The sequence below is a fragment of the Chryseobacterium piperi genome (genome assembly GCF_002285635.2).
Taxonomy (GTDB): domain Bacteria; phylum Bacteroidota; class Bacteroidia; order Flavobacteriales; family Weeksellaceae; genus Chryseobacterium; species Chryseobacterium piperi.
On the sequence record NZ_CP023049.2, the window covers coordinates 2,551,148 to 2,576,228 of the forward strand.

The 25,081-nt window shown below is 34.7% G+C and carries 15 protein-coding genes and 1 tRNA gene; 8 read left to right on the top strand and 8 right to left on the bottom strand.

The annotated features are described in order from the left end of the window. Nucleotides 1–42: 42 nt before the first annotated feature. The 6 genes from sov to CJF12_RS11145 all read right to left on the bottom strand — a co-directional run bounded on the left by sov (nt 43) and on the right by CJF12_RS11145 (nt 13,180). Nucleotides 43–7,086: a T9SS outer membrane translocon Sov/SprA gene (gene sov, locus CJF12_RS11120; protein WP_051887371.1), complete on the bottom strand. Its 7,044-nt coding sequence runs from the start codon at nt 7,084–7,086 to the stop codon at nt 43–45. Between the two features lie 60 nt (nt 7,087–7,146). Beyond that, complete coding sequence (gene ruvA, locus CJF12_RS11125; RefSeq protein ID WP_034687013.1) at nt 7,147–7,731, bottom strand: Holliday junction branch migration protein RuvA; 585 nt, start codon at nt 7,729–7,731, stop codon at nt 7,147–7,149. Nucleotides 7,732–7,871: 140 nt separating this feature from the next. After that, nucleotides 7,872–9,170, bottom strand: coding sequence for a carbohydrate porin (locus CJF12_RS11130; protein WP_084675679.1), 1,299 nt, complete (start codon nt 9,168–9,170; stop codon nt 7,872–7,874). Nucleotides 9,171–9,671: 501 nt separating this feature from the next. After that, complete coding sequence (locus CJF12_RS11135) at nt 9,672–11,969, bottom strand: NADP-dependent malic enzyme (RefSeq protein WP_034686977.1); 2,298 nt, start codon at nt 11,967–11,969, stop codon at nt 9,672–9,674. Between the two features lie 12 nt (nt 11,970–11,981). After that, complete coding sequence (locus tag CJF12_RS11140) at nt 11,982–12,833, bottom strand: BadF/BadG/BcrA/BcrD ATPase family protein (RefSeq protein ID WP_034686979.1); 852 nt, start codon at nt 12,831–12,833, stop codon at nt 11,982–11,984. A gap of 80 nt (nt 12,834–12,913) precedes the next feature. Beyond that, nucleotides 12,914–13,180, bottom strand: a complete 267-nt coding sequence (locus CJF12_RS11145) for a hypothetical protein (RefSeq protein ID WP_034686982.1) — start codon at nt 13,178–13,180, stop codon at nt 12,914–12,916. 231 nt (nt 13,181–13,411) lie between these two features. Between CJF12_RS11145 and CJF12_RS11150 the strand changes: the two genes are divergently transcribed. The 8 genes from CJF12_RS11150 (at nt 13,412) to CJF12_RS11185 (ending at nt 23,386) form a co-directional block, all read left to right on the top strand. Then, nucleotides 13,412–13,870: a GtrA family protein gene (locus tag CJF12_RS11150; protein WP_034687016.1), complete on the top strand. Its 459-nt coding sequence runs from the start codon at nt 13,412–13,414 to the stop codon at nt 13,868–13,870. Between the two features lie 3 nt (nt 13,871–13,873). Further along, on the top strand, nt 13,874–14,602 hold the full coding sequence (locus tag CJF12_RS11155; RefSeq protein ID WP_034686984.1) for a lysophospholipid acyltransferase family protein: 729 nt from the start codon (nt 13,874–13,876) through the stop codon (nt 14,600–14,602). 41 nt (nt 14,603–14,643) lie between these two features. After that, complete coding sequence (locus CJF12_RS11160; RefSeq protein WP_034686986.1) at nt 14,644–16,089, top strand: MFS transporter; 1,446 nt, start codon at nt 14,644–14,646, stop codon at nt 16,087–16,089. Beyond that, a complete protein-coding gene (locus tag CJF12_RS11165) occupies nt 16,079–17,146 on the top strand; it encodes a DUF3810 domain-containing protein (RefSeq protein ID WP_316930831.1) in 1,068 nt (355 codons plus the stop codon). Before CJF12_RS11160 ends, CJF12_RS11165 begins: the two co-directional genes overlap by 11 nt. Nucleotides 17,147–17,715: 569 nt before the next feature. Next, entirely contained in the window at nt 17,716–19,221 is a 1,506-nt protein-coding gene (locus CJF12_RS11170) for a vitamin K epoxide reductase family protein (protein WP_034686987.1), read from the top strand. Between the two features lie 348 nt (nt 19,222–19,569). After that, nucleotides 19,570–21,762, top strand: coding sequence for a peptidase domain-containing ABC transporter (locus tag CJF12_RS11175; protein WP_034686989.1), 2,193 nt, complete (start codon nt 19,570–19,572; stop codon nt 21,760–21,762). Nucleotides 21,763–21,810: 48 nt separating this feature from the next. Then, on the top strand, nt 21,811–22,017 hold the full coding sequence (locus CJF12_RS11180; protein WP_034686991.1) for a hypothetical protein: 207 nt from the start codon (nt 21,811–21,813) through the stop codon (nt 22,015–22,017). 67 nt (nt 22,018–22,084) lie between these two features. Beyond that, nucleotides 22,085–23,386, top strand: a complete 1,302-nt coding sequence (locus CJF12_RS11185) for an HlyD family secretion protein (protein WP_034686993.1) — start codon at nt 22,085–22,087, stop codon at nt 23,384–23,386. A gap of 256 nt (nt 23,387–23,642) precedes the next feature. Here the strand turns inward: CJF12_RS11185 and CJF12_RS11190 are convergent. Together CJF12_RS11190 and CJF12_RS11195 are read right to left on the bottom strand one after the other, a co-directional pair. Next, nucleotides 23,643–23,716: transfer RNA gene (locus tag CJF12_RS11190), tRNA-Met, on the bottom strand. 44 nt (nt 23,717–23,760) lie between these two features. Then, on the bottom strand, nt 23,761–25,047 hold the full coding sequence (locus tag CJF12_RS11195; RefSeq protein ID WP_034686995.1) for a TlpA family protein disulfide reductase: 1,287 nt from the start codon (nt 25,045–25,047) through the stop codon (nt 23,761–23,763). Between the last annotated feature and the right edge of the window lie 34 nt (nt 25,048–25,081).

Consider the following 25,081-nt stretch of genomic DNA (forward strand, 5'->3'; position numbering starts at 1 on the left):
CTCCAATAAGGAAAGGGATCATATAATAATTATTTTACTATTTTAGAAACCTCCGGAATCTCCGAATGTAAATGTAGCAGAAATCCCAGCTCTGACTGTTGATAATGGGAATGCTGTAGAGATTTTATATTTAGAAGTCATCTGTTCATAAAATACTCTTAGGTTTAAATTATCTGAGACATTATAATCTGCTGATATTTTAACATTCAATAATCGTTGTCCGCCTGTAATCTGGGAATCCTCCAACAATATATTCGTTATACTTGTTTGGCTATCTCTTAAAGAGAAATCTCCCCTGATATTAAGATCACTTCCTTTTCCTTTTCCTCTTCTTCTTACATCTGTCATTCCCAGTCTAAAGTTACGGATAATATAACCCAGTCTTACTACGTATTCTGTGTTAGCATCTTCAGTAAGTGTTTGATTGAGTAACCCCAATAACAACATTCTGTTTCGGTTATATTGTACCCCAAACTGCATATTATTTCGCATAGTAACATCTACTCCAATCAATGGTGAAAATGATTCAACATACCCTACCTGAGAGAATGTAAACGGATTGATCCGATTCCCGTTAATATCCAATGGATTATCCGCTCCTAGTGAAATTGCATTAAAATAATCAATACTCGATTGAATCCCAGTTGCTGTATAAGTTGCATTATAGCTGTGTAAAATATCGAACTTCGCGAACTGACCATTAATAATAGGAACATTTCTTAATCCTGAATAGATGACTTTCCAATTAGGTATAGGTAATCCCGCTTTTTTGGCATTACCAATATCCTTAGGAGACTTACCTTCAACTGCAGCCCTAAATGCGGGTATTAAAACGTAAGCATTAGCAATACCATACCCTTTAGTAAACCCTTGGTTATCTATAGTTGAAATATCACCCAGCCTCTGAGAAATTGCTCTTGCATTCTGTCTGATTGTCTGATATACTGCCTGTCCATCTTTGAAAGATGTTTTAAGAAGTACAACCGAATTAGAATAAGTCGTTAAATCATTGGCAAAAGTATAATCATGATTAGGTCTATTTAGATTAAATCGATTATTAAATCCAGATTGTGAGAAGTTTCTATTATAATTCTGCAATACACTTATGTCTATTCTCAAATCATTCATTGGGACTACTTGCAAATTAGCCCGCAATTCTCTGGTTGACATTCGCACATATGGATCTGTCATATAATCGGAACCACTTACCCAACCATTTTCTATAACCGTTCGTCTGATATCAGCCTGTGATCCTAATAAGAATCCTATACTCGGACCTCCTAAGCTTTGGCCATATCCATACCAATTAGGGGCAGACAATAACCCTGGAAGTACTGTCCCGTTATTTTCAGAGTAGTTAACATCTAATTGTTTGAAAGAAGTCAGGAAAAATGCGGCACTTTGTAAAACTGTTAATCTATTTTTAAATTTATAATTCTTAAACTTAAATCTTTTCTTTTCCCATTGCTGAGTATATACATTGTTTAATGAATCAATTTCCTGCTTACGTTTTTGAAGTTTGGTCGAAATATTTTTGAAATATTTAAACTGACTAAAGAACTTAGGAAAATCAGCTGTGGCTGTTGCTTGAATAACATTGGTATTTTGGCCTATTGACCCCAAGCTTTCAATTCTCTGACTTAAAGGATCAACAAAGTTATATAAAGCAGTACTTCTTGCATTCCAGTTATAAGTAAATCCATAGCCTAATTCTGCATCGATAAAGTCGAGATAAGGCAAATACTGGAATGGAAGCTTATAATTCAGCTGTACCCTGTGATTATATAATACAGGTCTTCCTGCTCTGAATACATTTCCAAATATTGAAGAGTTGTCCATCGTATTCACATCAATATTATCATTTAATGTTCTCGTTGCGGAGTTGATTTCAAGTTTCAGTGATTTTGTAAAATTAAACCCTAAGCCATACTGCCATCCAAAAAAGAAGTTCCTATTTCTTATAGCTGCAAAGTCCTCATTAAAAGTACCATTGATAATAGCATCAATATTTCTGAACTCAAGCTCATTATAATTTCTGTCCACTTCTGTTCTGAATGAGAATCTCGTTGGAACAGGGTTAATATTAAACTCTTTTACCCAGCGTAGATATTTCGTTGATTTTGCTGTATCACTGATCATCTTATTAAAAGGTTTGATGACCCATGGTTTAAATGTATAGTTATAATCTATGTATCCTTTAAGGTATTGCCTGTAATTTCTTTTGGTATAAATATCTCTAAAGAAATCATCATTATATACTGCTGTAAGGGAAAGGTTTTCTACATCATAAAATTTAGGTTTCTTATTAGGATTCATCCTTTCTTTATGCATATTAACCACCCCTAAACTTCTTTGCTGAGTATAAGTCCTTGCTACTTTTTTTAATTCTTCCCTGTTTGCCGCTTTCTTAAACTCAACATCGGTATCTAACGGATTATATTTCGGATCTTCTATCGTTTGGGAATAAGAGTAGTTGACAGGAATTTTAATACCACTCTTTTCAGGAAGAAATTTATCTAAATTGATTGAAGTATTAATACTCAATGCCGATTGTGTAGACTGATTTCTCTCTGCCGGTTTAGAATCAATATTTCCAAATCCAACAGACGTGTAGGATGCATTAGCATTGACTACTGCAAAATCACCAAGATTAAAATTTAAGCTTGCATTTCCAGCATACCCTCCTTTATTATCAATTTCAGAGAGACGAATTTCATTCACCCATAATACCCTGTCAGGAATAGGTGCTCTCGCATCCCCATTTCTAATACCAATTACTATCGTTGTAATATTTCCTAAACTAGGACGCCCTTTGATATAAATATTTTTAAGATTATCTGCCTCTCCAAATACAACATCTCTAATTCTTTTTGAAATCTCATTAGGTGTACTTTTATCTCTTCTAATTTTTGCATCTACAAAGTTTTGAATTTCTAAATCTACATTATTCTCCATTGGCCATATTTCCATTGGAGTAGTGGCTGTACTTGGTGTTAACTTCATTGACGCTTCATATTCATAATAATTGTCTGTAGCATCACTTCCAAAACGAATAAAAAATTTAGTTTTTGGATCCATAAACCCTGAAGGGTTTCTTATATCTGGATCTTCAGCATGTACAAAAAGTTTTAATTTTTTGTACCTTCTCATATCCAATGTCGTATTCTTAAACACTCCTCTCGACTGGCCAGCTGGAAGTCGATTGGCTCTTAAATATAATGAACTTTCATTTTGTCTTTGTACTCCTGCGTTTCCGCTTAAAACCTGTCTGTCAATTCCTGGAGGTAACACATAAGGAGGCTGATTCAAAGCATTTTCTTCAATATTCACACTACCTACTACAAAATCAGCTAGCTCAGTATTAGTTAAATCTTTAACCCCTTCATCCCCAAGATCTGAGGCACCCTCTTCCCCAGTCGCAGCAATCTTCTTGGGGTATTTTCTCCAGTCTGACCTTACCAAATCAAATGTTCCAAATCTTAAAGTAGAAGTCTGATCAAAACCAGTCAACAACATTCTTGCAAATCTTACATTATTAAGAATTCCAGCCTCTTTATCCCCCCCATCAGCTTTAGCATAATCGGCAACAGGAATTCTGAATAGATACCATTTTACCTGAGACGTCTGCCCGTTCTGGAACTGAGCCTGAACCGTCTTCATATCAACGATATTATTTTGTCCTAATGTTAAACTTCCCGGATCAAGTTTGATCTGGTATTCATTGTAGTTTTCAGTTTGGTCAAGATTGTAATCTTTATTGATGTCTTCAACATCTGGAGTCTGGGAGGCTACCTCTAATGAGTTACTTTGTGAATTTCCTTCAGGTCCCCTGAAATATTTATATCTCTGAACAAGTGATGATGCCTGACTTCCTGTAAATCTTGCAGACATATAGAATACAAAATCATCTACCGCAGGATCCGCAATATTGGTAACCGGATTAACGAATGTATTTCCAAATCTCATGGATTCCTGATCAGAACTCAATCCATCATACCCAAGATCCTGCATCGTTCTTTCCTGCCCTTCACTTGAAAAAGCATATAAAATAGGAGGTTGCTTAGGTTGTACTCCCCAATTAGAATTAGTCGTTGTAGATGGCGCAGATGGTGTTGGTAAACCATTCTCATACTGCATGTATCCATCTTTTAAAATATCTTCAGACACATTTCCTAAATGAAGCAATAACTTGGGATCAGTTCCTAAATTATTTCCATCAGCATAGGGGTCCATCATCCAGAATTCTACATATTCAATATTTGAATTTACGAAATTGGAAACACTGATAGGCCTCATAATCCCAGCCCATCTTTGTTGTGTAGCTTCATTATTCGGGTTGACATTGTAAGGTCCCTTTTCTTGCGGATAATAGGAAATATCGAATGTATTAGTGAATGTTTGTTCACCGGCAACAAAGTCTCTGTTATTATAAATTTCAGAGTATTGTACTCTTCTGGAGGCGTGATTAGAAACCGATTGTGGGGTAATTCCTGCTGGAGCTCTTCCTCCTACACCCCAGAATCTAGGGTCAATATTATACCATGATAATAATCCCCTTCCATATCCATTGGTAATATCATTGCTTGCACCAGCTCCCTGAAATACTCCACCTGACTTTTCCGGTTTAGAAGCTAAGCTCCATGCCGCAGGCTCTTTTAATGATATTTTTGAGGTAGTCTGTTCAAAGTCATCAATATAAGACTGATCATTAGTCCCTTTATTAAGCCCTGGAAGTAGATAAGCACCTTCCATTTTAAAGTTCAGATTAGAAGGGGCTTCAGTTTTTATTAAGGGGATCTTATTCGTTAATCTTGTCAAAAATGGAAGTTGGTTATTATACATTAAATTAACACCTGCCATGGTATTATTAATCGCTTCCTGTCCATAATTCACTTTCTGGGTCAACGGAGATTCTGAATAATTAACAACGGTTCCTCCTAAAATAAAGTTCTCATTGAACCTTCGTTCTAGGTTTAATCCCAAAAATCTTTTTCTTTGGGTATTAAAAGTTAACTGATTTTCTAATGAAATATTGATCGCCTGCCCTGATTGCTTGACATTTTCATTAATAATAGTAACAGTCCCCAGCATGTAGTCTACCGTATAGTCTATCCCTTCTGTTAATTGCACACCATTGGCAGAAACCTTTACAGAACCTTGCGGAACATTAACTGCCCCCAAAGAGATTCCTTGTCCGGCTGTCCCTTTATAACGTCCTTCTAGGGTATATCGTTTAGGAATAGGTGTTGGAAGTGCCTTCTGTCGATCATAAATATCTTTTTGGACATACTGTGGATCACTACTTCCCAATACACTTTCCATATATCTACCAAAGGGTTCTGTTTTTGTAAAAATAATTTTCCCAGCTTCAGGCCTGATGGTAATTCCATTAACAAAGTCAAAAATACCGTCCCCCCTAGTTCCACCACTATTATTTTGTAAATCCCCATTCATATTCAGACGATCCCAGTTGAGTAATTTTAATAAATTTGTGTCCTGAACAGGAGTGTTTGGAAGATAATTAACCTTACCTCCTGTTTGGGCATCTCTAAAGAATACGTTAAGGATAAATCCATCCTGATTGACCTGCCCCGCATCTAATGAATAAATATTTTTCATCATTAATTGCCACATAGGAGAGGACACATTTACCCTGATATTAGATCTCAACATCTTAGTTACCAAAACCGGACTTTCTTCCGAAAACTCCCCTACTTTATAGACTCTATTAGATCCATCTGTATAAGAATAAGAAACTGCTAATAGTTGATTATCATTCAATTTCTGGTTTAGGGAAATATACCCTAGCTGCGGCTGTAAGGTATACTCACTGGCATTTAATCTTCTTGCTTTTTTATTATAAATATATTGCTCTCCATTATCATAGATTTCTGTACCTCCTGATGCATTAGGAAGTGTTTGTCCTTGGATTAGGTCCGCATAGTTGACACCCGGATCACGAGGTATCGCCCCCATAGTGGTAGAGATTGTTTGATAAAGGTTGTTATTGGGATTATTCGGAAGTGCTCCTGCTTGATCTCCCAAATCTCTAACCCCTACAATACTTTTCTGTGCAGCCAGGTTACTGTTTCCCTGATCCAATACCCATACTTCTAATCTTGTAATATTAATCTTTGAGTTAATCTGAGGATAATTGATAAGTGCCTGATCGTAATTATCTAGAAAATAGTGCCCCAAAAAGTAGTGTTGGTTATCCTCATAATCTATCGCATCTATCTTAAAGGTATTAACAGCTCCTCCACCCTGAACAACAATATTACGGGCTTCACCCTGTTGTTGGGAAAGCACTACTGTTCCATAAGTTTTTCCTAATTGAAACTCCGTTTTAACGCCGAATAATGATTGAGAACCCCGGATCAAACTGGTCGAAAGAGGCATATTTACGTTACCGAATTCTACTCTTTTGATAATTTTATCCTCAGAGCCTGCTCCAGGTGAGTTGACATCTCCAAGTCCTTTTGTCTGGAGGTCTTTCCAGCTTCCTTTAGACTGCCAGACTAAATTCATTCTATTCTCAAAAGCAAAACCACTCTGGGTATCATAATTTGCTTTTAACTGAAGATTCTCACCCACTTTACCCAATAATCCAAGCTGAATCCTTTGGTTGATATCAAAGGTAAAGCTTGTTCTGTTTTGAGGTAAAATCAAGGGATTATCTATCTTCTGATAGAGTCCTGCAAAGTCAAAGGATGCATATCCGTTAGGAATGATTTCAATCTTATTGCTTCCGAAAATAGATTCAAAAAGCTTGTTGCGGATCGTTAATGCAGGAATTAGCCCTTTTCTTTGGGCATCACTTTTATCCTTTCGGAAAAGTAAATTATATTTATCGGATTTATCTTTATAATAGGCTTTTGTCTGACTCGCCAGCATAAATTCCTTATACTCTTGCGGAGACATTGCTGTAGGTGGTCCTGTTACTGTATTTCCAATTTTAGGATATACATAATACATTCCGGTTTTTATATCATAGAAGGCTTCATACTGAGTGGGGTCAGCCAATTCATAGTCTTTCTTGATAATGGCAGTATCCCGTACCTGTTGTGCAAAAGTACTTACTGACATACATAGGAACGACAGGAACAAAAATATATTGAGATACTTATTATTATTTGCCACCAAATGTTAAAGGTTTTTTAAAATTTGTTTCACCAGTTCTTCTACTGAAATACCTGGATTTTGTTTTATCATGCGATCCGCTGTCTTCTCGCTCATGCGTTTTGGAATTCCCAAAACTTCTAATGCAGATAACGATTCTTCCTTAATTTTATTATCTACGAACGCAGAAATATTTTCTTCGGGATTGCTGAATTTTTGGACTTTATCTTTTAAATCAACAATAATTCTTTCCGCTGTTTTAGTCCCGATTCCTTTAGCCTTCTGGATCAATGCACTGTTGCTTGAAAGGATAGCTGAAGCAATCTCATCAAGACTTAAGGTCGACAATAAAATAAGTGCAGAAACAGCCCCAACACCATTAACGCTTATTAACAAATTAAACATTTCTTTTTCTAAACGAGTGTTAAATCCGAAAAGCAAATGTGCATCTTCACGGATAATTTGCTGGATAAAAAGGAAAGTTTCCTTTTGAAGTATAAGGGTTTGTGAGGTCATTAGGCTAATACCTACATAGTAACCAACTCCATTGACGTTGATTACAGCATAAGTCGGCGTAAGTTCTTGAACAATGCCTTGTAAAGAAAATATCATCATTAATTTTTAAAACTCCCAAATATAGTAATTTAAACTAATTAATGTTTTCATTTCACGCACTAATGATTTTTAACTTAATTTTTGAGTTGATATCCAATCATTTGCTTAAAAAATAAAAAACTTTGAAATAGAGCCCTTTACCACCATACCTCAAGCTGTATCCCAAATGACAGCCCATTATTTTTATTTAAAAGCCTTGTATTAAAGTTCGATTTTCCTGTAATTCCTCTAAAACTGTTTGACCAGTGAGCATAGGTAATGAATGGCCTAAGAACAGGCCTCGAATAATAACCATAATCCCAGGTAATCTGAGGGGAAAAAGTAATTTTCTGTAAACTCCCTTCCAGTCCCGATCGACTGCTTTTCATGTAATCGTTTCCTGCTTCCAGAGCAAGATTAAAATGCCTATTGATATAATACAAATATCGGAATCCTATGCTGAACCAGTTTTGAGCCACTTTATTATCCATCGGGATATTTTTCTCCGTTACATTTCCAATTCCAAAATCTTTATATCGATAGCTTAAAGAAGCTTGTATTGCATGTCGTTGTTTATCGTCGTATACAAAATTATTAATAATATTAAGTGAGCTTGCTTTATCCAGATCGTATACTTTTCTCCCATCTACATATTCTGACACGGTATTTCCAGCATAAGTACTTTCAACCAGAGCGCTCCCCTTCCTATACAGTACGGTATATGTATTCGTTATATTTTTCATAGAATAGGTCCACCAGCCACCCAATGTAAAACCAGGATGTCCGGATGATTTTAAAATCTCATTTCCCGTTTTATAACTATATTGACCAATCAGATTAAGTTTTGAATGTTGAGAAACCGGAATATCCAAATATCTTGCATCAACCATATAAGAATGAGAATGATCTGTATCATATTTGAACTGCATCACAGCCAGATTTAAATTTCCAGCATGTTTAATCTCATAATTCTCTATTCCTAATCCGATCTGAGAATTTTGGGCAGCATTGATCCAAAAGTAATCCAAGGATTCCACATTTCTACGATCATAGTATCTTTTCCCGATCCAAATACTGGAATTTTTAACAACTTTATTGATTTTCCCAAATAACTGAGCTGTTTTAGGAAACTCATCAAGGCTATTGTTATCGCCATATGCTACATATTTAGACATCATATATGTAATTTCATACAGCTTTACTGAATCTTTATTTTTATAATGGTAATTAAACTGAAGTTCTCCGTACTGGTCTGCTTCATTTCCCATTCTGAATTTATGAACATTTTCCGGGGTTACAAAATTGACCAACGCTCCTCCTTCAGTCCATCCGATTCCAGTTCTTACATATCCATTCGTAGTCAATTCATGAGCATTAAATTTCTGTGCATACAGCTGAGTCAGCTTTGAATCTACAATCACGAGTATGGTAACCACATAAATAATTTTTCGCATCATTAGAGTATAAAGAATCAACTAAAACAACATCAATCCCTTGTTAATCAATTCAGATTCAAGGAATATATAGCCAACTGAAAAATGTGGACGAAAATTATGGTTATAAAATGATCAGTAGATTTTGGAAAGGGAATCTTTATTCATCATAAAGGTTTAGCTTGATTATAGGAAAATAATCAAACCTAGACCGAAAATAGGATTGCCGGTATTTTAAAATCATTTTTCATCACCCTTATTTTTTGTGTTTTTGTTTTTAGCTTGTTTATATTTTTCTTTTCGGGGCTAATATATTAAAATAATTCAATATTCACTTCATTGTGAATAAATAAAAAGCAATATTCTTAATCACTTCATACCTAAAATAAAATCAACACCAGAAAAGATTTCCATAGTGGCTCACTCCTTTCCGGTATTGATTTATTATGTTTATTGGAGCAGCGAAAAGTGATTATCTTATCGCTCATCCTTATTGTTAAAAACTAATTTACAACCTGTAATTAATTACTTCCCATTTTCTTTTTTCTCTCTTCTCTGAGCATCAAGAACAGCCACTGTAGCCAAATTTACAATCTCATCAACACTTGAACGCATTTGTAAAACGTGTACCGGTTGTTTTAATCCCATCAAAATTGGTCCGATAACCTGAGCTACCTTCATTCCTCTGATAATTTTATAGGATAAATTAGCACTTTCCAGATTCGGGAAAATAAATGTATTAGCAGGCGTTTCTCCTAATTTTGAGAAGGGATAGTCGCTTAAATGATCTGCATTCATTGCAAAATCCGGCTGAATTTCACCATCTACAATCATTTTAGGATATTTCTCATGTAGAATACTTACTGCTTTTGCCACTTTTTTAGAAGTTTCAGATATAGCCGCAAAATTTTCAAATCCAAGCATAGCAATTCTTGGCTCAATAGCAAAGGATTTCACTGTAATCTCAGCCATTTTAGCTATGTTTACCAAGTCTTCAGCAGTTGGATTATTGTGTATGGAAGTATCAGCAAAAAAGATAGGTTTCTTTTCAGAAAGAATCATCATCATGGCAGCCACCTTATCTACTCCTTTTTCTTTTTCGATAATTTCTAAAACAGGACGCAATACAGAGGCATAGTTTTTAGAAAAACCGACAATAAGTGCATCAGTATCTCCATGCTTCAACATTAAAGGTCCGAAATAATCTCGCTGACGGACATATCTTTTCGCCTTGTATTCATTCATTCCTTTTCTCTGACGAAGCTTCCAAAGGGTCTCTCTGTATATCTTTCTGTTTTCTTCCTGATCATCATCATTCGGATCAATAATAGGGACGTCCAGACTGATACCGTAACGCTCCATTTGCTCTTGAATGAATTTTTTCTCACCTAACAGGCTTGGATATGCAATTCCTTCTTCATAAAGAATCTGAGCTGCTTTCAATACATTATATTCTTCTGCATTCCCCAGGGTAACTCTCTTAGGATTAGATTTAGCACGACTCTGCATCATTCTTACCAGCTTTTCATCCCTTCCCATTCTGTCAAGAAGCTGATTTTCATATTCATCAAAATCTGCGATACTTTTACCCGCTATTCCACTTTCTATCGCTGCTTTTGCAACGGCACTTGAAACTTTAGTAATCAACCTGTTGTCAAATGGCTTTGGAATAAAATATTCTCTCCCGAACTGAAGGTTCTGAAGGTTATAAGCCAAAATAACAGCCTCTGGAACAGCTTCTTTTGCTAAATTAGCAATAGCGTGAACAGCCGCTAATTTCATCTCTTCATTAATTCCTCTCGCCTGAACATCAAGCGCTCCACGGAAAATATAAGGGAATCCCAATACATTATTAACCTGATTAGGATAATCACTTCTCCCTGTAGCCATAATTACATCCTTACGGGTTTCTAAAGCCAGGTCATAAGCGATCTCCGGATCAGGATTTGCCAATGCAAAAACAATAGGATTCACATTCATACTGTTTAACATTTCCGGAGTCATTACATTTCCTTTGGATAATCCAACGAAAACATCAGATCCTTTTACGGCATCTTCCAGTGTTTCGATATCAGTCTGAGCAATAAAATCAAGCTTCTCAGGAGTCAGGTTTTCTCTTTTATGATTAATAACTCCCTTACTGTCACACATCAAAACATTTTCAGGGGTCAGACCTAGTGATATATATAGTTTTGTACATGCAATCGCTGCTGCTCCTGCACCATTCACTACCATTTTTACCTCCTCAATCTTTTTATTTGCAATCTCCAAAGAGTTGATCAATGCAGCGGCAGAAATAATAGCTGTTCCATGTTGGTCATCATGCATCAAAGGAATATCCAATTCTTCTTTCAGCTTTTGTTCAATATAAAAGGCTTCCGGAGCTTTAATATCTTCAAGGTTGATCCCTCCGAAAGTTGGTGCAATTCCTTTTACAATCTGAATAAATTTATCCGGGTCTTTTTCATCAATTTCGATATCAAAAACATTAATATCTGCAAAAATCTTAAACAAAAGCCCCTTTCCTTCCATGACAGGTTTTGAAGCTTCAGCTCCGATATCACCCAATCCCAGAACAGCTGTTCCATTAGAGATTACAGCTACCAGATTCCCCTTTCCTGTATAATCGTACACCGTTTCGGGCTTATCATGAATTTCCATACAAGGAACCGCCACTCCCGGAGAATATGCCAGAGACAAATCTCTTTGAGAAGAATGTGGTTTTGAAGGAATAACCTCAATTTTCCCTTTAGGTTCAGATTTATGATAATCTAATGCGGCCTGATTAAAGTTCTTTTCGTCGCGATGAGTTTTATTTGACATAGAATTTATTTTTTAAAGTATATATTTAATGTGGTAATCAACTAAACTTTCGATCGGTTTTTGTACAATTTTACCAACATTTAAATGAAGTTCTGCTGCTGCAGAACGAAGAGTTTCTTCATAATAATAAGCAATAGAGCCGATAAAGTTAATTTCGGCTTCTTGTGATTCTTCATAAGGAAGAACTTGATATTCAAAAAAGTTTTTCATTTCTTCGAAAACCATTTTTTGAAAATAAGGATGTTCCTTTCTTTCCACAACAAATTTATTGAAATTCGCTAAATAAGCATTAGGTCTTGAGGTGTGATACATATTTTTTAATGCTTCCTCAATCGTTAAATGATAGGTTTCCTCAAACTGTAAATGTAAATCTTCAGGAAGTTTTTGCATAAAAAATCTGCGTACCAGTTGCTTACCAATGGCACTGCCACTTCCTTCATCTCCGATAAGAAATCCAAGAGACGGAAGCTTTATTTTTAAATGAGTTCCGTCAAAATAGCAGGAATTAGATCCGGTTCCTAAGATACAGACAATAGCAGGTTTTCCCGTATAAGCAGCATAAGCAGCAGCCATAAGATCTTCTTTAGCAACTACCTCTGCTTTTGTGAAAAATTTTGATAATTCTCTTTCTATAGTAATACAGTTTTCGGGTATTCCGCAACCGGAACCGTAGAAAAACACTCTTGTAATTGAGTTTTTTACAGCACTAAGGTTAATATTTTTTTCAATTTCAGGGACGATTAACTCAGCTGCAATGTTATTGGGATTAAAACCGATGGTCTCAGTTTTCATGAAGACCTTTTTGAAATCGTCTAAAATTACCCAATCACATTTGGTAGAACCACCATCAACAATAGCAACCATATTCACATTTTAATTTAAGGATGCTAAATTATGAATTTATCTTTAAATAGCTTTATAAACAAGCCAGAAGGTGCTGGCAATTACGAATGTTTTATATCAGGTTTTTTTTCATTGAACTGTATCAGCCAATCCTCTATTTCATCTTCCAGATATGAAGTCTGTAGTATCATTGCATTAATAAAATCATCAGGGACTGGTTCCTGATTAGAATTTTCAAGATCCCAAAGCTCATTGGACATATTTTCATATTCAGAATACACTCTTTTGAAACGAGAATTCTCTCTCTCAAGAGCCTCAATATTTTTCTGTTGAAGCTGGAATTTCCTGTATTTGTTTTGACGTTTCATACAAATATTGTTATAAAATGAGGTTATAAAGTTCTGGAGTATGCATTGAATCACGCATTACAAGATAGAAAAAACCATCAACCCAACTCGTTGACAATGAATTTATTATCAGGTGCTTTTTTTCATGTTTCTAGAATTAAAATTAGAAATATTTTTGATTTAAAAAAAATATTTAACATCTTTTTTTACTGTTTAACATATAGTTATAAATTTGCACATCAGATAAATTCGATGAGAGAATTAATACTACGTCAAAAACAAATACTCTTCTTCATACTGGCAGGAGGGCTCAGTGCTATTATAGAAATAGGGAGCTTTAAAATCTTCAGCACTTACCTTCCTCAATTTTTAAACTCGGAAACAAATTTTCATGGGATACATTATCCTTTGAGCAATATTTTTTCTACCAGCTGCGGTATTATCAGCAACTATTTCCTAAGCATCTGGTTTGTCTTTGAAAGAGGAAAACATTCTAAGAGAAAAGAGTTTGCCTATTTTATGGTTATTTCTTTTATCTCGACTTTATTGAGTCTTAGCTTCTTCCAGATATTCTATAGTTTTATATTTAAGGACAATATCAATTTAATTTTTTATACCTTGAGTCCGGAAATACTCAGTAAGATTGCTGCAATTTTATTAGTTTCCATCCTTAATTATTCTGTTAAGAAGAAAGTAATTTTTAATGGTTAACCTGTGGTAAAGATTTTAAATTATATATGGAGATTCTGGCTCCTGATATTAGCCTTTGTATTAACAATTGTTTTTGGAATTCCTGTTTATATTTTATCCTTTAGCAAAAAGCATTACAAGTACGCATATCGATTCATTCGTTTTTGGTGTTTTGGGATGTTCTACGGAATGGGGCTCCGGTATGAGCTCATCAACCTTACTGACAAAAAAATTGACCGTAATAAACAGTATGTTATTATTTCAAATCATACATCTATTATGGATATTATGCTTCCTTGTATCTTATTTCCTCACCATCCTCTATGCTACGTTGGAAAAAAAGAACTGGTAAAGATTCCTATTTTCGGGACTATTTACAAGAGGATATGTGTTATGGTAGACAGAAGCAGCCCAAGAAGCCGTGCAGATGTTTACAGAAGATGTGCCGAGAAAATGGAAGAAGGAAACAGCATCGTTATATTTCCGGAAGGAGGTGTTCCGGATGATACCTCTATTATTCTGGATGACTTTAAAGATGGTGCATTTACTTTATCAAGCAAGCATCACTCTCCTATTGCCGTATATACCTTTATAGGCTTAAAAGAAATGTTTCCTTTCGACAATTCAAAAGGGTATCCCGGCAAAGTAAGGGTTTATTTCAATGATATTATGGAACCTTCTGACTCTCAGAAAGAGATGAAAAGCCAAGCTTTTAACGAAATAAAAAAAACCTTGCTAGAACGCTCTATTTAAAAGAAATAATTATATTTGTTATTAAGAAATCTTTAACAAACATGTCGAATTATTCTAAACAAACTAATTGGGGACAATTTATCCCATTAGTCACTGTATTCTTTTTCTGGGGATTTGTTGCAGCAAGTAATGATATTTTGATCCCAGTTTTCCAAAAAGCTTTTAATTTAACTCAAACCGAAAGTATGCTGGTACAGATTTGTTTCTATGTTGCCTATACTGTCGGTTCTTTAATTTATATGGCTGTTTCAAAAGGATTGAAACAAGACTTAGTCAACAAAATAGGGTATAAAAACGGTCTTATAGTAGGACTCCTTATTTCAGCAGCAGGTACTTTATTGTTTTACCCTGCGGCTAATCTGGGATCGTTCCCACTCATGATCTCCGGATTGTTTATTGTGGGACTTGGTTTTTCTTTACAACAAATTGTAGCCAATCCATTAGCAATTGAAGTAGGACCCGCTGAAACAGGGTCACAAAGATTAACAATGGCGGGAGGGATTAATAACCTGGGAACCACTATTGGTCCATTGATCGTTTCTTTTGCCATCTTTGGTTCTGCAGCGGCTGCCAATACAGAAGCCAGTATCGAAAGTGTTAAAATACCGTATCTAATACTGGGAGCTGCATTCATTATGGTTGCTATATTACTTAAGTTCTCTTCACTTCCTGCTATTACTCCTACCAATCTTGAAGACACAGATGATGCTGTTCCAGGAGAGCATAGAAAATCTGCTTTTCAATATCCACAGCTTATTTTAGGAATGATCGCCATTTTTGTGTACGTAGGAGTAGAGGTTTCTACAGCAAGTAATCTACCTGCTTACATGGAAAAGAATTTAGGATTCGAAACAAAAGAGGTTGCCCCTTATATTTCTTTATATTGGGCTTCCATGATGATTGGACGTTGGACTGGTGCTGTAGAAGCATTTGACTTTAGTGCCGGATTTAAAAAAATATTACGTTTCCTGGCTCCTTATCTTGCCTTTAGCGTTTTCTTATTAGTGAATGCCATCGCAAAACACGATTTATCTCATTTTTATGTTTATGCATTTGTAATCATAGCAATGATTATTTGTGATATTATGAGCAAAGGAAATCCTGCAAGAATGCTTCTTATCTTCTCTTGTGCCGGGATTACAGCATTACTGATAGGAATGTTTACTACGGGAATGGTATCTGTATATGCATTTACTAGCGTAGGTCTATTTTGTTCTACATTATGGCCATGTATTTTTGCTCTTGCTATCAACGGTCTTGGAAAACACACCAATCAAGGTTCAGGATACCTGATTATGATGATTATGGGAGGAGGTATTGTAAGTGCTATTCAAGGATATGTAGCTGACCTAACCAATATTCACTTTAGTTATATAGTAGGCGTTATATGTTTTGCTTATTTAGCATTCTATGCAATCCGTGTAAGTGGTATTTTAAAAGCTCAGGGAATTGATTTAGATAAAATTTCGAAAGGAGGTGGACACTAATATTATACATACATATAAGAAAAAAAGATTTTGGGCGGGTATATTACTTGCCCAATTTCTTTTGTTTTTTCTATTTTCAAAATCGAAACTGATTATCTCTGCTTTCGAAAAATTCTTCGAGTTCCAAAAAGGATTTCACCAGATCTTGTTTTCATGGATTCCTTTCTCCTTTGGGGATGTCTTATACATCTTGTTGGGGATTGTTTCTCTGTATCTTATTCTTCTGTGCTTTAAGAAAAAAAGCAGAAACGTTGCTTTGCTAAAGTTATTATTGATTATTAATTTATTCTATTTTACCTATCAGGTTTCCTGGGGAATGCTATATTTCCAGACTCCAATAATCAAAAAATTAGAAAAGCAAGAAAAGCCTTCTTTAGATAAAGCTAAAAAACTAGCCCTTATCTATTTAGAAAAATGCAAAGTCACCAGAAAACTGGTTCCTGAAGATAAAAATGGAATTTTTGTAGTTAAGGATGTAAAACCCATCGAGCAGCAAATCCTTTTACAGCAGCAAAAACTGCCGCAATACATTTCTGATAAAAAAGCAAGCTCCATTAACTCTATTAAGCCGAGCTTATTTAAACGTGTGATGAACTTTACAGGTATACTGGGATACTATAATCCTTTTACTGCAGAGGCTCAATATAACTCACAGCTACCATCTTCATTTATCCCTTTTACATTGGCGCACGAAACTTCACATCAATTGGGTTTTGCCAGAGAGCAGGAAGCTAACTTTATTGGTTATTTGGTAGGTATTCATTCTGAAAACTTAGAATTGAGATATAGTACCGAATATTTTACATTAAAAAGCCTATTAAGGTTTATTGTTGAGGATGATCCCAACTTCGTAAAATCAGTAATAAGAAACTATTCTGAAGGAATGAAAAAAGACAGATTATACGAAAAGAATTTCATTATGAGACACCAAGGATGGCTAGATGATTTCTTTGGTTTCACCAATAATCTTTTTCTTAAAAGTAATCAACAAGAAGGTGCCATAACCTATTCTTATTTCATTGATTTGTTACTGAATTATGAACAGGATATTATATAACAAAAGAATCGTATCAGGCGATACGATTCTAAAAACACAAATGATGAAAAAAAATTTATTACCTTGACTTGTTCCCTCATTCAAGGCGATGTAAAAGTACAACAATATTTATAAAAACAAAAACATTTGCCCCCTTTTTTAAAACTTTATGAAAACTTTAAGATTTTTTAAGTTCGCACACGTTTGTTTATTAATTCATGAAGTTATCGCAAAACCACAAAATATATGGCAAAACACCCTATTCTAGTACATTTTTGGGCATAATCAATAAAAAAACTAAACACATGTTTAACACCAGGATATTTCCTGATCATTAAATTAATATTTTTCGCAAATCGATTCGAATCTCCAAGGTTCGAATTTCGCATTTACTAATGCCACTCTGAATGGTAGCTTTGTACATTTATTTTCCTAATTACTTCAATTGACATAAGACATTCATCATTATTACAACGAGGGTTCTGTAGCCTTATAGATTGTAATTGTAGCAAAAGCAATATAAATCACGTGGAGAGGAAGAAATATTTGTTTTATTGAAACATCTTTGTATTTTAGTTAAAAAAAATAACATGACCTTAGACAAACTAATCAACTACTTAAAACTAGATAAACAGGAGTTTCTTTTCCAGTTTAATTCTCATCCCAATTATCCTTCAGCCCTTGCTTTTAGTGATACTTTAAATTTTTTGGGAGTAAAGAATGATGCTTACGAACTGGATAAGGAATATTGGGATGAACTTCCTGAGGAGTTTATTGCTATAGTAGATAATTCCTTTTCTTTGGTGAAGAAAGCGGGAGCCCATTACTCTGTCTACTCTGATAAATCCAAGACATTAAACAAAGAAGAGCTTCACAAGAGTGCAACCGACTTTGTTTTATTATTCGAAAAAACTCAAAATTCTGAACAGAAAATATCTAATTACAAACCTTTTATATATGCTATTCTAGGAGTTATTTGTCTATATACAATCATCAACCATTCATGGTATGAAATCATCTTTAATATATTATCCCTGGCAGGAGTATATATTTCCCTGGAGATTTTCAATCAAAAATTCGGGAATACTTCTGCAGTTATAGGAAGTATTTGCGGAGACACTTCGGCCCATCAGGCTATAAACTCTTGCAACAAAATCATCAATGAAGATAAAACGAGTATTTTAGGACTTAAATTTTCAGATTTTTCACTGATCTATTTCATAGGCATTGCTGTATTAGGATTATTCTTACCAGCTACTGCCTATATCATTAAAGGATTTACCATTGTTTCACTTATTGCTATTGGTTACTCTCTTTATATACAAGCCTTTGTTGAAAAAACTTTTTGCCGTGTATGTCTTCTAATCATTTCCATTTTAACAGCTCAATTAATACTAAGCCTTTTCTTTTTTGAAAATCTATATTTTAATTCAAGTATCTTACTACTAAGCATCCTATTATGGGGAATCGTATTTTTTGTAGTCTCTTATTTAAATAATACTCTTAAAGAACAAGAAACTCTTCAGAAGTCAAATGCAAAAAACCTAAGATTTAAAAGAAATTACGAGCTGTTTAAAAGAGAGCTTTTGGATCATGAAAGAATAACATTCAGCGATAATCAAACTTTTTCATTAGGAAACAAAGAGGCAAGGATTCGTATTTCTGTAGTTTCAAATCCTTATTGTGGTTTTTGTAAAGGGGCTCACGAAATTCTGGAAGATTTATTAAAAAAATATCCTAATGATATTTCTGCCCAAATACGCTTCAATTACTTTTCTGAAAAATCTAATGAAAAATCAACAGGCCTGTTATCAGACTTTATGAATATTTATAAAAACAAGCATGAAAGCGAATTCCTTAAAACTGTAGAAACCTGGTTCAAAAACAGGGATGAAACCCAAATCACTCAGATTGCCGGCTCAAATGGTCAATTGGAAGACCTTAGTGCTCTTGAATCAATGTCAAAAGAAAATGCTGCAGCTGGATTAAATTTCACGCCCATTTTCATTATTAACGGATTTCAGTTTCCGGATAAATATGACCGGGAAGATATCCATTATTTCATCGATGAACTGATTGAAGATGAAGAAATATAAAATATACGATAATTTAACAAAATTCACTAATTTAGGAAAAAAATAAGCCTGATTAAAGACTACCATAAAACTAAACTTAATCTAAAGCTATTATTACCATGAAACAACTAAAAAAACTTCCACGACAAAGCTTGAGAAGCATTAGCGGGGGCACTTTGGTAACATGCTCACTTCCTAATGGAGGTACCGCTTTATGTCCTGATTATTGCCCATTGGAGATTTGTCATGCAGTACCCGCAAGGTGTTTAATTACTGACGATAGCTGTTGGTAGCATCAAAAATTGTTATTAATAATATATTAATAAAGAATGTCGTCAAAAATGACGGCATTTTAAATGATTATAAATTTTGAAGAAATTTCCTTTTTACAGGCAGCCGGATGCCAAAGACTGTGGCCCCACTTGTCTCAGAATCATCAGTAAATATTATGGTAGAAGCATATCATTACAACAAATACGCAGTCTTTCAGAAACTACCCGTGAAGGGAGTAGTTTATTAGGATTAAGTGATGCTGCTGAAGATTTAGGCTTCCGTTCACTAGGAGTTCAGATCGACTTTAACACACTTACTGAAGAAGTTCCTTTTCCATGTATTGTACATTGGAACAAAAATCACTTTGTCGTTGTATATAAAATAGATAAGAATAACAAGGTATATATTTCAGATCCAAGCTATGGGCTCATTACCTACAGCAGAGATGAGTTTATCAAATTATGGATCGGTGAGAATGCTAATGAAAAAACTGAAGAAGGGATTGTTCTTATTGTAGAAACAACGCCCGCCTTTTTCCAGACTGAATTCGATGACAAAGAAAGCAAGGCAAGCTTTTCTTTTTTATCAAAATACCTGCTCAAATATAAATCACTGGTTATCCAACTTGCAGTCGGACTTTTAGCAGGCAGTTTACTGTCTCTTATATTTCCGTTTCTTACTCAAAGTATCGTGGATATCGGGATACAGAATCAGGATCTGAATTTCATTTATATCGTTTTGCTTGCTCAGATCATGCTCTTTTTGGGAAGAATGGGTATTGAGGTTATCCGAAGCTGGATTTTGCTCCACCTTTCTGCCAGAATTAATATTTCAATCATCTCTGACTTCTTTATTAAACTGATGAAACTTCCTATCAGTTTCTTTGATACAAGAATGGCGGGAGATATTATGCAGAGAATTAATGATCACCACAGGATAGAACAACTTCTGACGAGTTCATCTCTTAATACCTTATTTTCTCTTGTTAATCTTATTATCTTCAGCATCGTATTGTTGTTCTATGATTACAGGTTATTTATCGTCTACTTAGTTGGAGCGATTTTATATGTGGCATGGATTAGTTTCTTTTTAAATAAAAGAAAAGAACTTGATTATAAAAGATTCTCTCAGGTTTCTCAGGAACAGAGCAAGGTAATTGAGCTGATCAATGGAATGCAGGAAATAAAAATGCATAATGCTGAAAAACAAAAGCGTTGGGATTGGGAATTTTTACAAGTCAAATTATTTAAAATAAGAATCAAATCTCTCTCTTTAGAACAATGGCAATCCGTTGGTGGAAATTTCATCAACCAAATGAAAGATATCCTGGTAAGCTTCCTTTCAGCAAAATTGGTTTTAACCGGAAATCTTACCCTTGGGATGATGCTTTCCGTACAATATATTATCGGACAGCTGAACAGTCCATTATTACAGCTTATTGACTTTATAAAGCAGACTCAGGATGCTAAAATCTCGCTCGAAAGACTGGGAGAAATCCATGATAAAGATGATGAAGAAAATAAAGATGAACAGTACGCTTCCGAACTTCCGGAAAAAGATATAGAAATAGAAAACCTTTCTTTCAGATATATTGGTTCTGATGCCTATGTTTTCGAAAACCTTAATTTGACTATCCCTTATCAGAAAACTACTGCAATAGTAGGTTCCAGCGGAAGCGGAAAAACTACTTTACTTAAATTACTCATGAAGTTTTATGAGCCTAATAGCGGAGATATCAGGATCGGAAATACCAAACTGACCAACGTTTCTCCAAGGTTCTGGAGAGATCATTGCGGAGTGGTGATGCAAGAAGGCTATGTTTTCAATGACACGATTGCTAATAATATTGCTGTAGGTGAAGACCATGTAGATAAGAAAAAATTAAGAAAGGCTGTTGAAATTGCTAATATAAAGGAGTTCATCGAAGCACTTCCTCTTAGCTATAATACCAAAATAGGAAACGAAGGTGTGGGTGTCAGTGGTGGACAGAAACAAAGATTATTTATTGCACGGGCCGTTTACAAATCCCCGGAATATATATTCTTTGATGAAGCTACTTCTGCATTGGATGCCAACAATGAAAAAACAATCATGGAAAATCTGGAACAGTTTTTCAAAGGAAAAACAGCTATTGTTATTGCACACAGACTTTCTACGGTAAAACATGCTGATAAAATTATTGTTTTGGATCAAGGAAAGGTAGTGGAAGAAGGAAGTCATGGTGAGCTGGTAGCGCTAAGAGGAGAATACTACAGGCTTGTGAAAAATCAATTGGAACTAGGAAATTAGTATTTTATTTTTTGTTAACTTCACTAACCAATTCTTAAAACCCTAACCATGAAAGACTTAAGAAAAATTAAAAGACAAAGCTTAAAAGAAGTTTACGGTGCTGGTCCTATCCCGGCCTATCCATGTAACTGTTTTTGTTATATTAGCAATAATAAAATATGGAATGCATGCAATCAGTATTGCCCCGGAGGACAAGTAATCCCTGGTGTTGAACTGGGTAATGATCCCAATTGTGATTATAAACTCCCTCTGTAGTTATTTATAGAGAAATCATACCTAAATCCTCATATGGAGGATTTTTATTTTCATTTGTTTATGTAATATGGAAAAAGAAATTTTAGATAATATAGAACTTCGTTCAGAAAGCGTACAGGACATTCTCACACAGCCCCCTCACTGGATGATTCGCTGGGGAAACAGTATTATATTTATTATTCTCATACTCATTCTAATTATGAGCTACATCATCAAGTATCCAGAATTCGTTCCGGCCCCTATTGTAGTAACTTCACAAAATCCACCGGAAAAACTAGAAGCAAGAACCAACTCTAAAATTGAAAAAATATTTATCAAAGATCATCAGCAGGTAAAGAAAAATGATGTTCTTATAGTGATGCAATCTGCTGCAAATTATAAAGACGTTCTTTTATTAAAAGAGCTGGTCGATTCCATTACCCCTAATAAATTGTCTTCCTTTCCCATCTATGACGCTTCACATTTCAAACTGGGAGAATTACAGGGTGATTATAATAATTTTGCAAAGGCATTTCAGGATGAAGAGCTCTTTACCAGACTTCAACCGTATGCACCTGAAAATCTCGCAGCCAACCAAAGCATTTCTGAAAACCGTTTGCGAATCAATACCCTTAAACAACAAAAAAACCTTGAAGCTGCAAAGTATGAACTAACTAAGAAAAATTACCAGAGATCCCAGGAATTATTCAACCAAGGGGTTATTGCTGCAGTAGAACTTGAAAATGAAAAAATAAAATACCTTCAGGCACAACAGAACCTGGAAAATATCACGATCTCCCTTTCTCAGATAGAAGAAGCGATCTTAAACCTTAATAAAACAAGAAGCGGAACTGCAATCAATACAGAAAAGGATAAAATCAACTATTCTTCACAGACTTTACAGCTATTTGAGCAATTAAGAAAATCATTGAAACAATGGGAACAAAACTACTTGATTATTTCTTCTACAAATGGGGTTGCCAGTTTCCAACAGTTTCTGGGAGAAAATCAATTTGTAAAAAGTGGCGATGCTATCTTATCCATACTTCCTGAAAATAAGGAAAGGTTGGTAGGAAGGATGTCTGTTCCGGCAATTAATTCAGGTAAAATCACCCCTGGTGAAAAAGTTCTGATTAAGCTAGACAACTATCGTTTCCAGGAATATGGTATTGTAGAAGGTAAAGTTCAGAATATTTCACTTTCCCCGGACGATAAAGGAAATTACTATGTTGATGTAGTACTTCCTAAAGGATTAAAAACATCCTATAACAAACATCTTGTGTTTGATAAAGAACTTAAAGGTAATGCAGATATTGTAACCCAAGACCTGAGGCTTATTGAGCGCTTTTTCTATCAGATCAGACAGCTTCTGGGCTATCAAAGCAGCTAGAGCTAGAACAATAAAAAAGATTAAGCCATAACAGTTGTTGCGGCTTTTTTTATTTAGACATGAAAATCAGATCCGACCATCCATAAGAAGAAGAATGGCCTTATTAGTGAGATCAGCTCTAAAGACATTTTTAAAGATGAAAACAGTAAAAAATTTTCTTTACAAAAAAGTCTTCTGAATCTGTTTTTGACGATTAAAAATTAAGAGAACTATAGAAATAAAAAAAGGAAAAGCAATCAAATTACTTTTCCTTTTGTAGCGAAGACGGGAATTGAACCCGTGACCTCAGGGTTATGAATCCTGCGCTCTAACCAACTGAGCTACCTCGCCTTTTTGGTGGTGCAAATATATAAAATATTTTTATTCCTCCAAAACTATTTTAGCTTAAAATATTCCAAAACATTGCCCACGTGGTCTGGTTTGTTGATTATCTTATTGTTAGCATCTAAAATAAAATAAGTAGGTGTTGCATGAATATTGTAGGTTTCACTATACGTACTATTCCACCCTCTTAATTCAGAATCATTGATCCATGGAAAAGCGGCAATTCTTTTAGTATAAGAATCCTTGTCAACGTCTAGCGAAAGCCCTATTACCTGAACATTTTTTGCTTTTAAATCGTTATACTTCTCCAATAATTTTGGAAGCTCTGATTCGCAATGAGAACATGTAGAAGACCAGAAAACAATCACTTTTTTATCGGCTTTAACATCGTAAATAGATTTAGCTGTTGTATTTACAGGAGACTGGAATTTATAATTAGGGAAAGCCGCTCCTATCTGTACATTCGCATTCGATTTAAGTGTTGATGCTAATCTATCATTGATTGTACATTTAAGGTTTTTAGCCAGATCAAGATACTTATTCTTGAATTCTGTCATTTCATATACATCAAAAATATCAATCAATTCAGACAGTACAGTCTGCCCTCTTGGAGTTTCTACCTTTAACTTATCTAAAAGCTTATCTACAGAGCCAGGGACGTTGGCATTTCCTCCAGAATTAAGATATGCCACTAGTATAGGTCTTAATAGAGAAGATGATTCCAACATGTCATTAGATTTATCAATAAAATTGATTATCTCATCATTAGACACTTTTTTAGAAGGATCATTGGACAGGAATTTACTATAGTTGGTATTATAAAAGTTAATAAAAGGATGCTCAGCTGAACTAATTTCATTCACACCACCTGACAGTCTCGTAATTTCTGTTTTCAGCGCTTTACCAAAGTCAGTATTATCTTTATAATATTCTTTGATCTGAGTCAATGCCGGTAATATCAATTCTTTTTTCTGAGAGCCTTCCTGCTGCTTGCTCATTAAATTATTTGCCTCATCCTGGTAAATAACATCTTTAATCTTATTATTCTGAGTATCCAGCTTAATCATAACATCCTTATTTTCAGAAATAAAATTGAATGTATTATTGGTATCTGGAAAGTACATTTTCATCATCCCCATATAATGGCTGGGATATTTAAATGTCCATGTATTATTTTTACTCTGTTCTTTTGTAAAAATAATGTCTTTAGAACCATTTAATGTATATAGAATTGCGTCTTGATTTTTAAAATCAGCTGGAGCCTGAACGGTTACCGTGAATTGTGCCTGTAAAGAAAAAGCAGATAGAACTGCTGATAGTATAAATATCTTTTTCATAATGTAAAAATAAAAAAACTCTCTGAGTAATCAG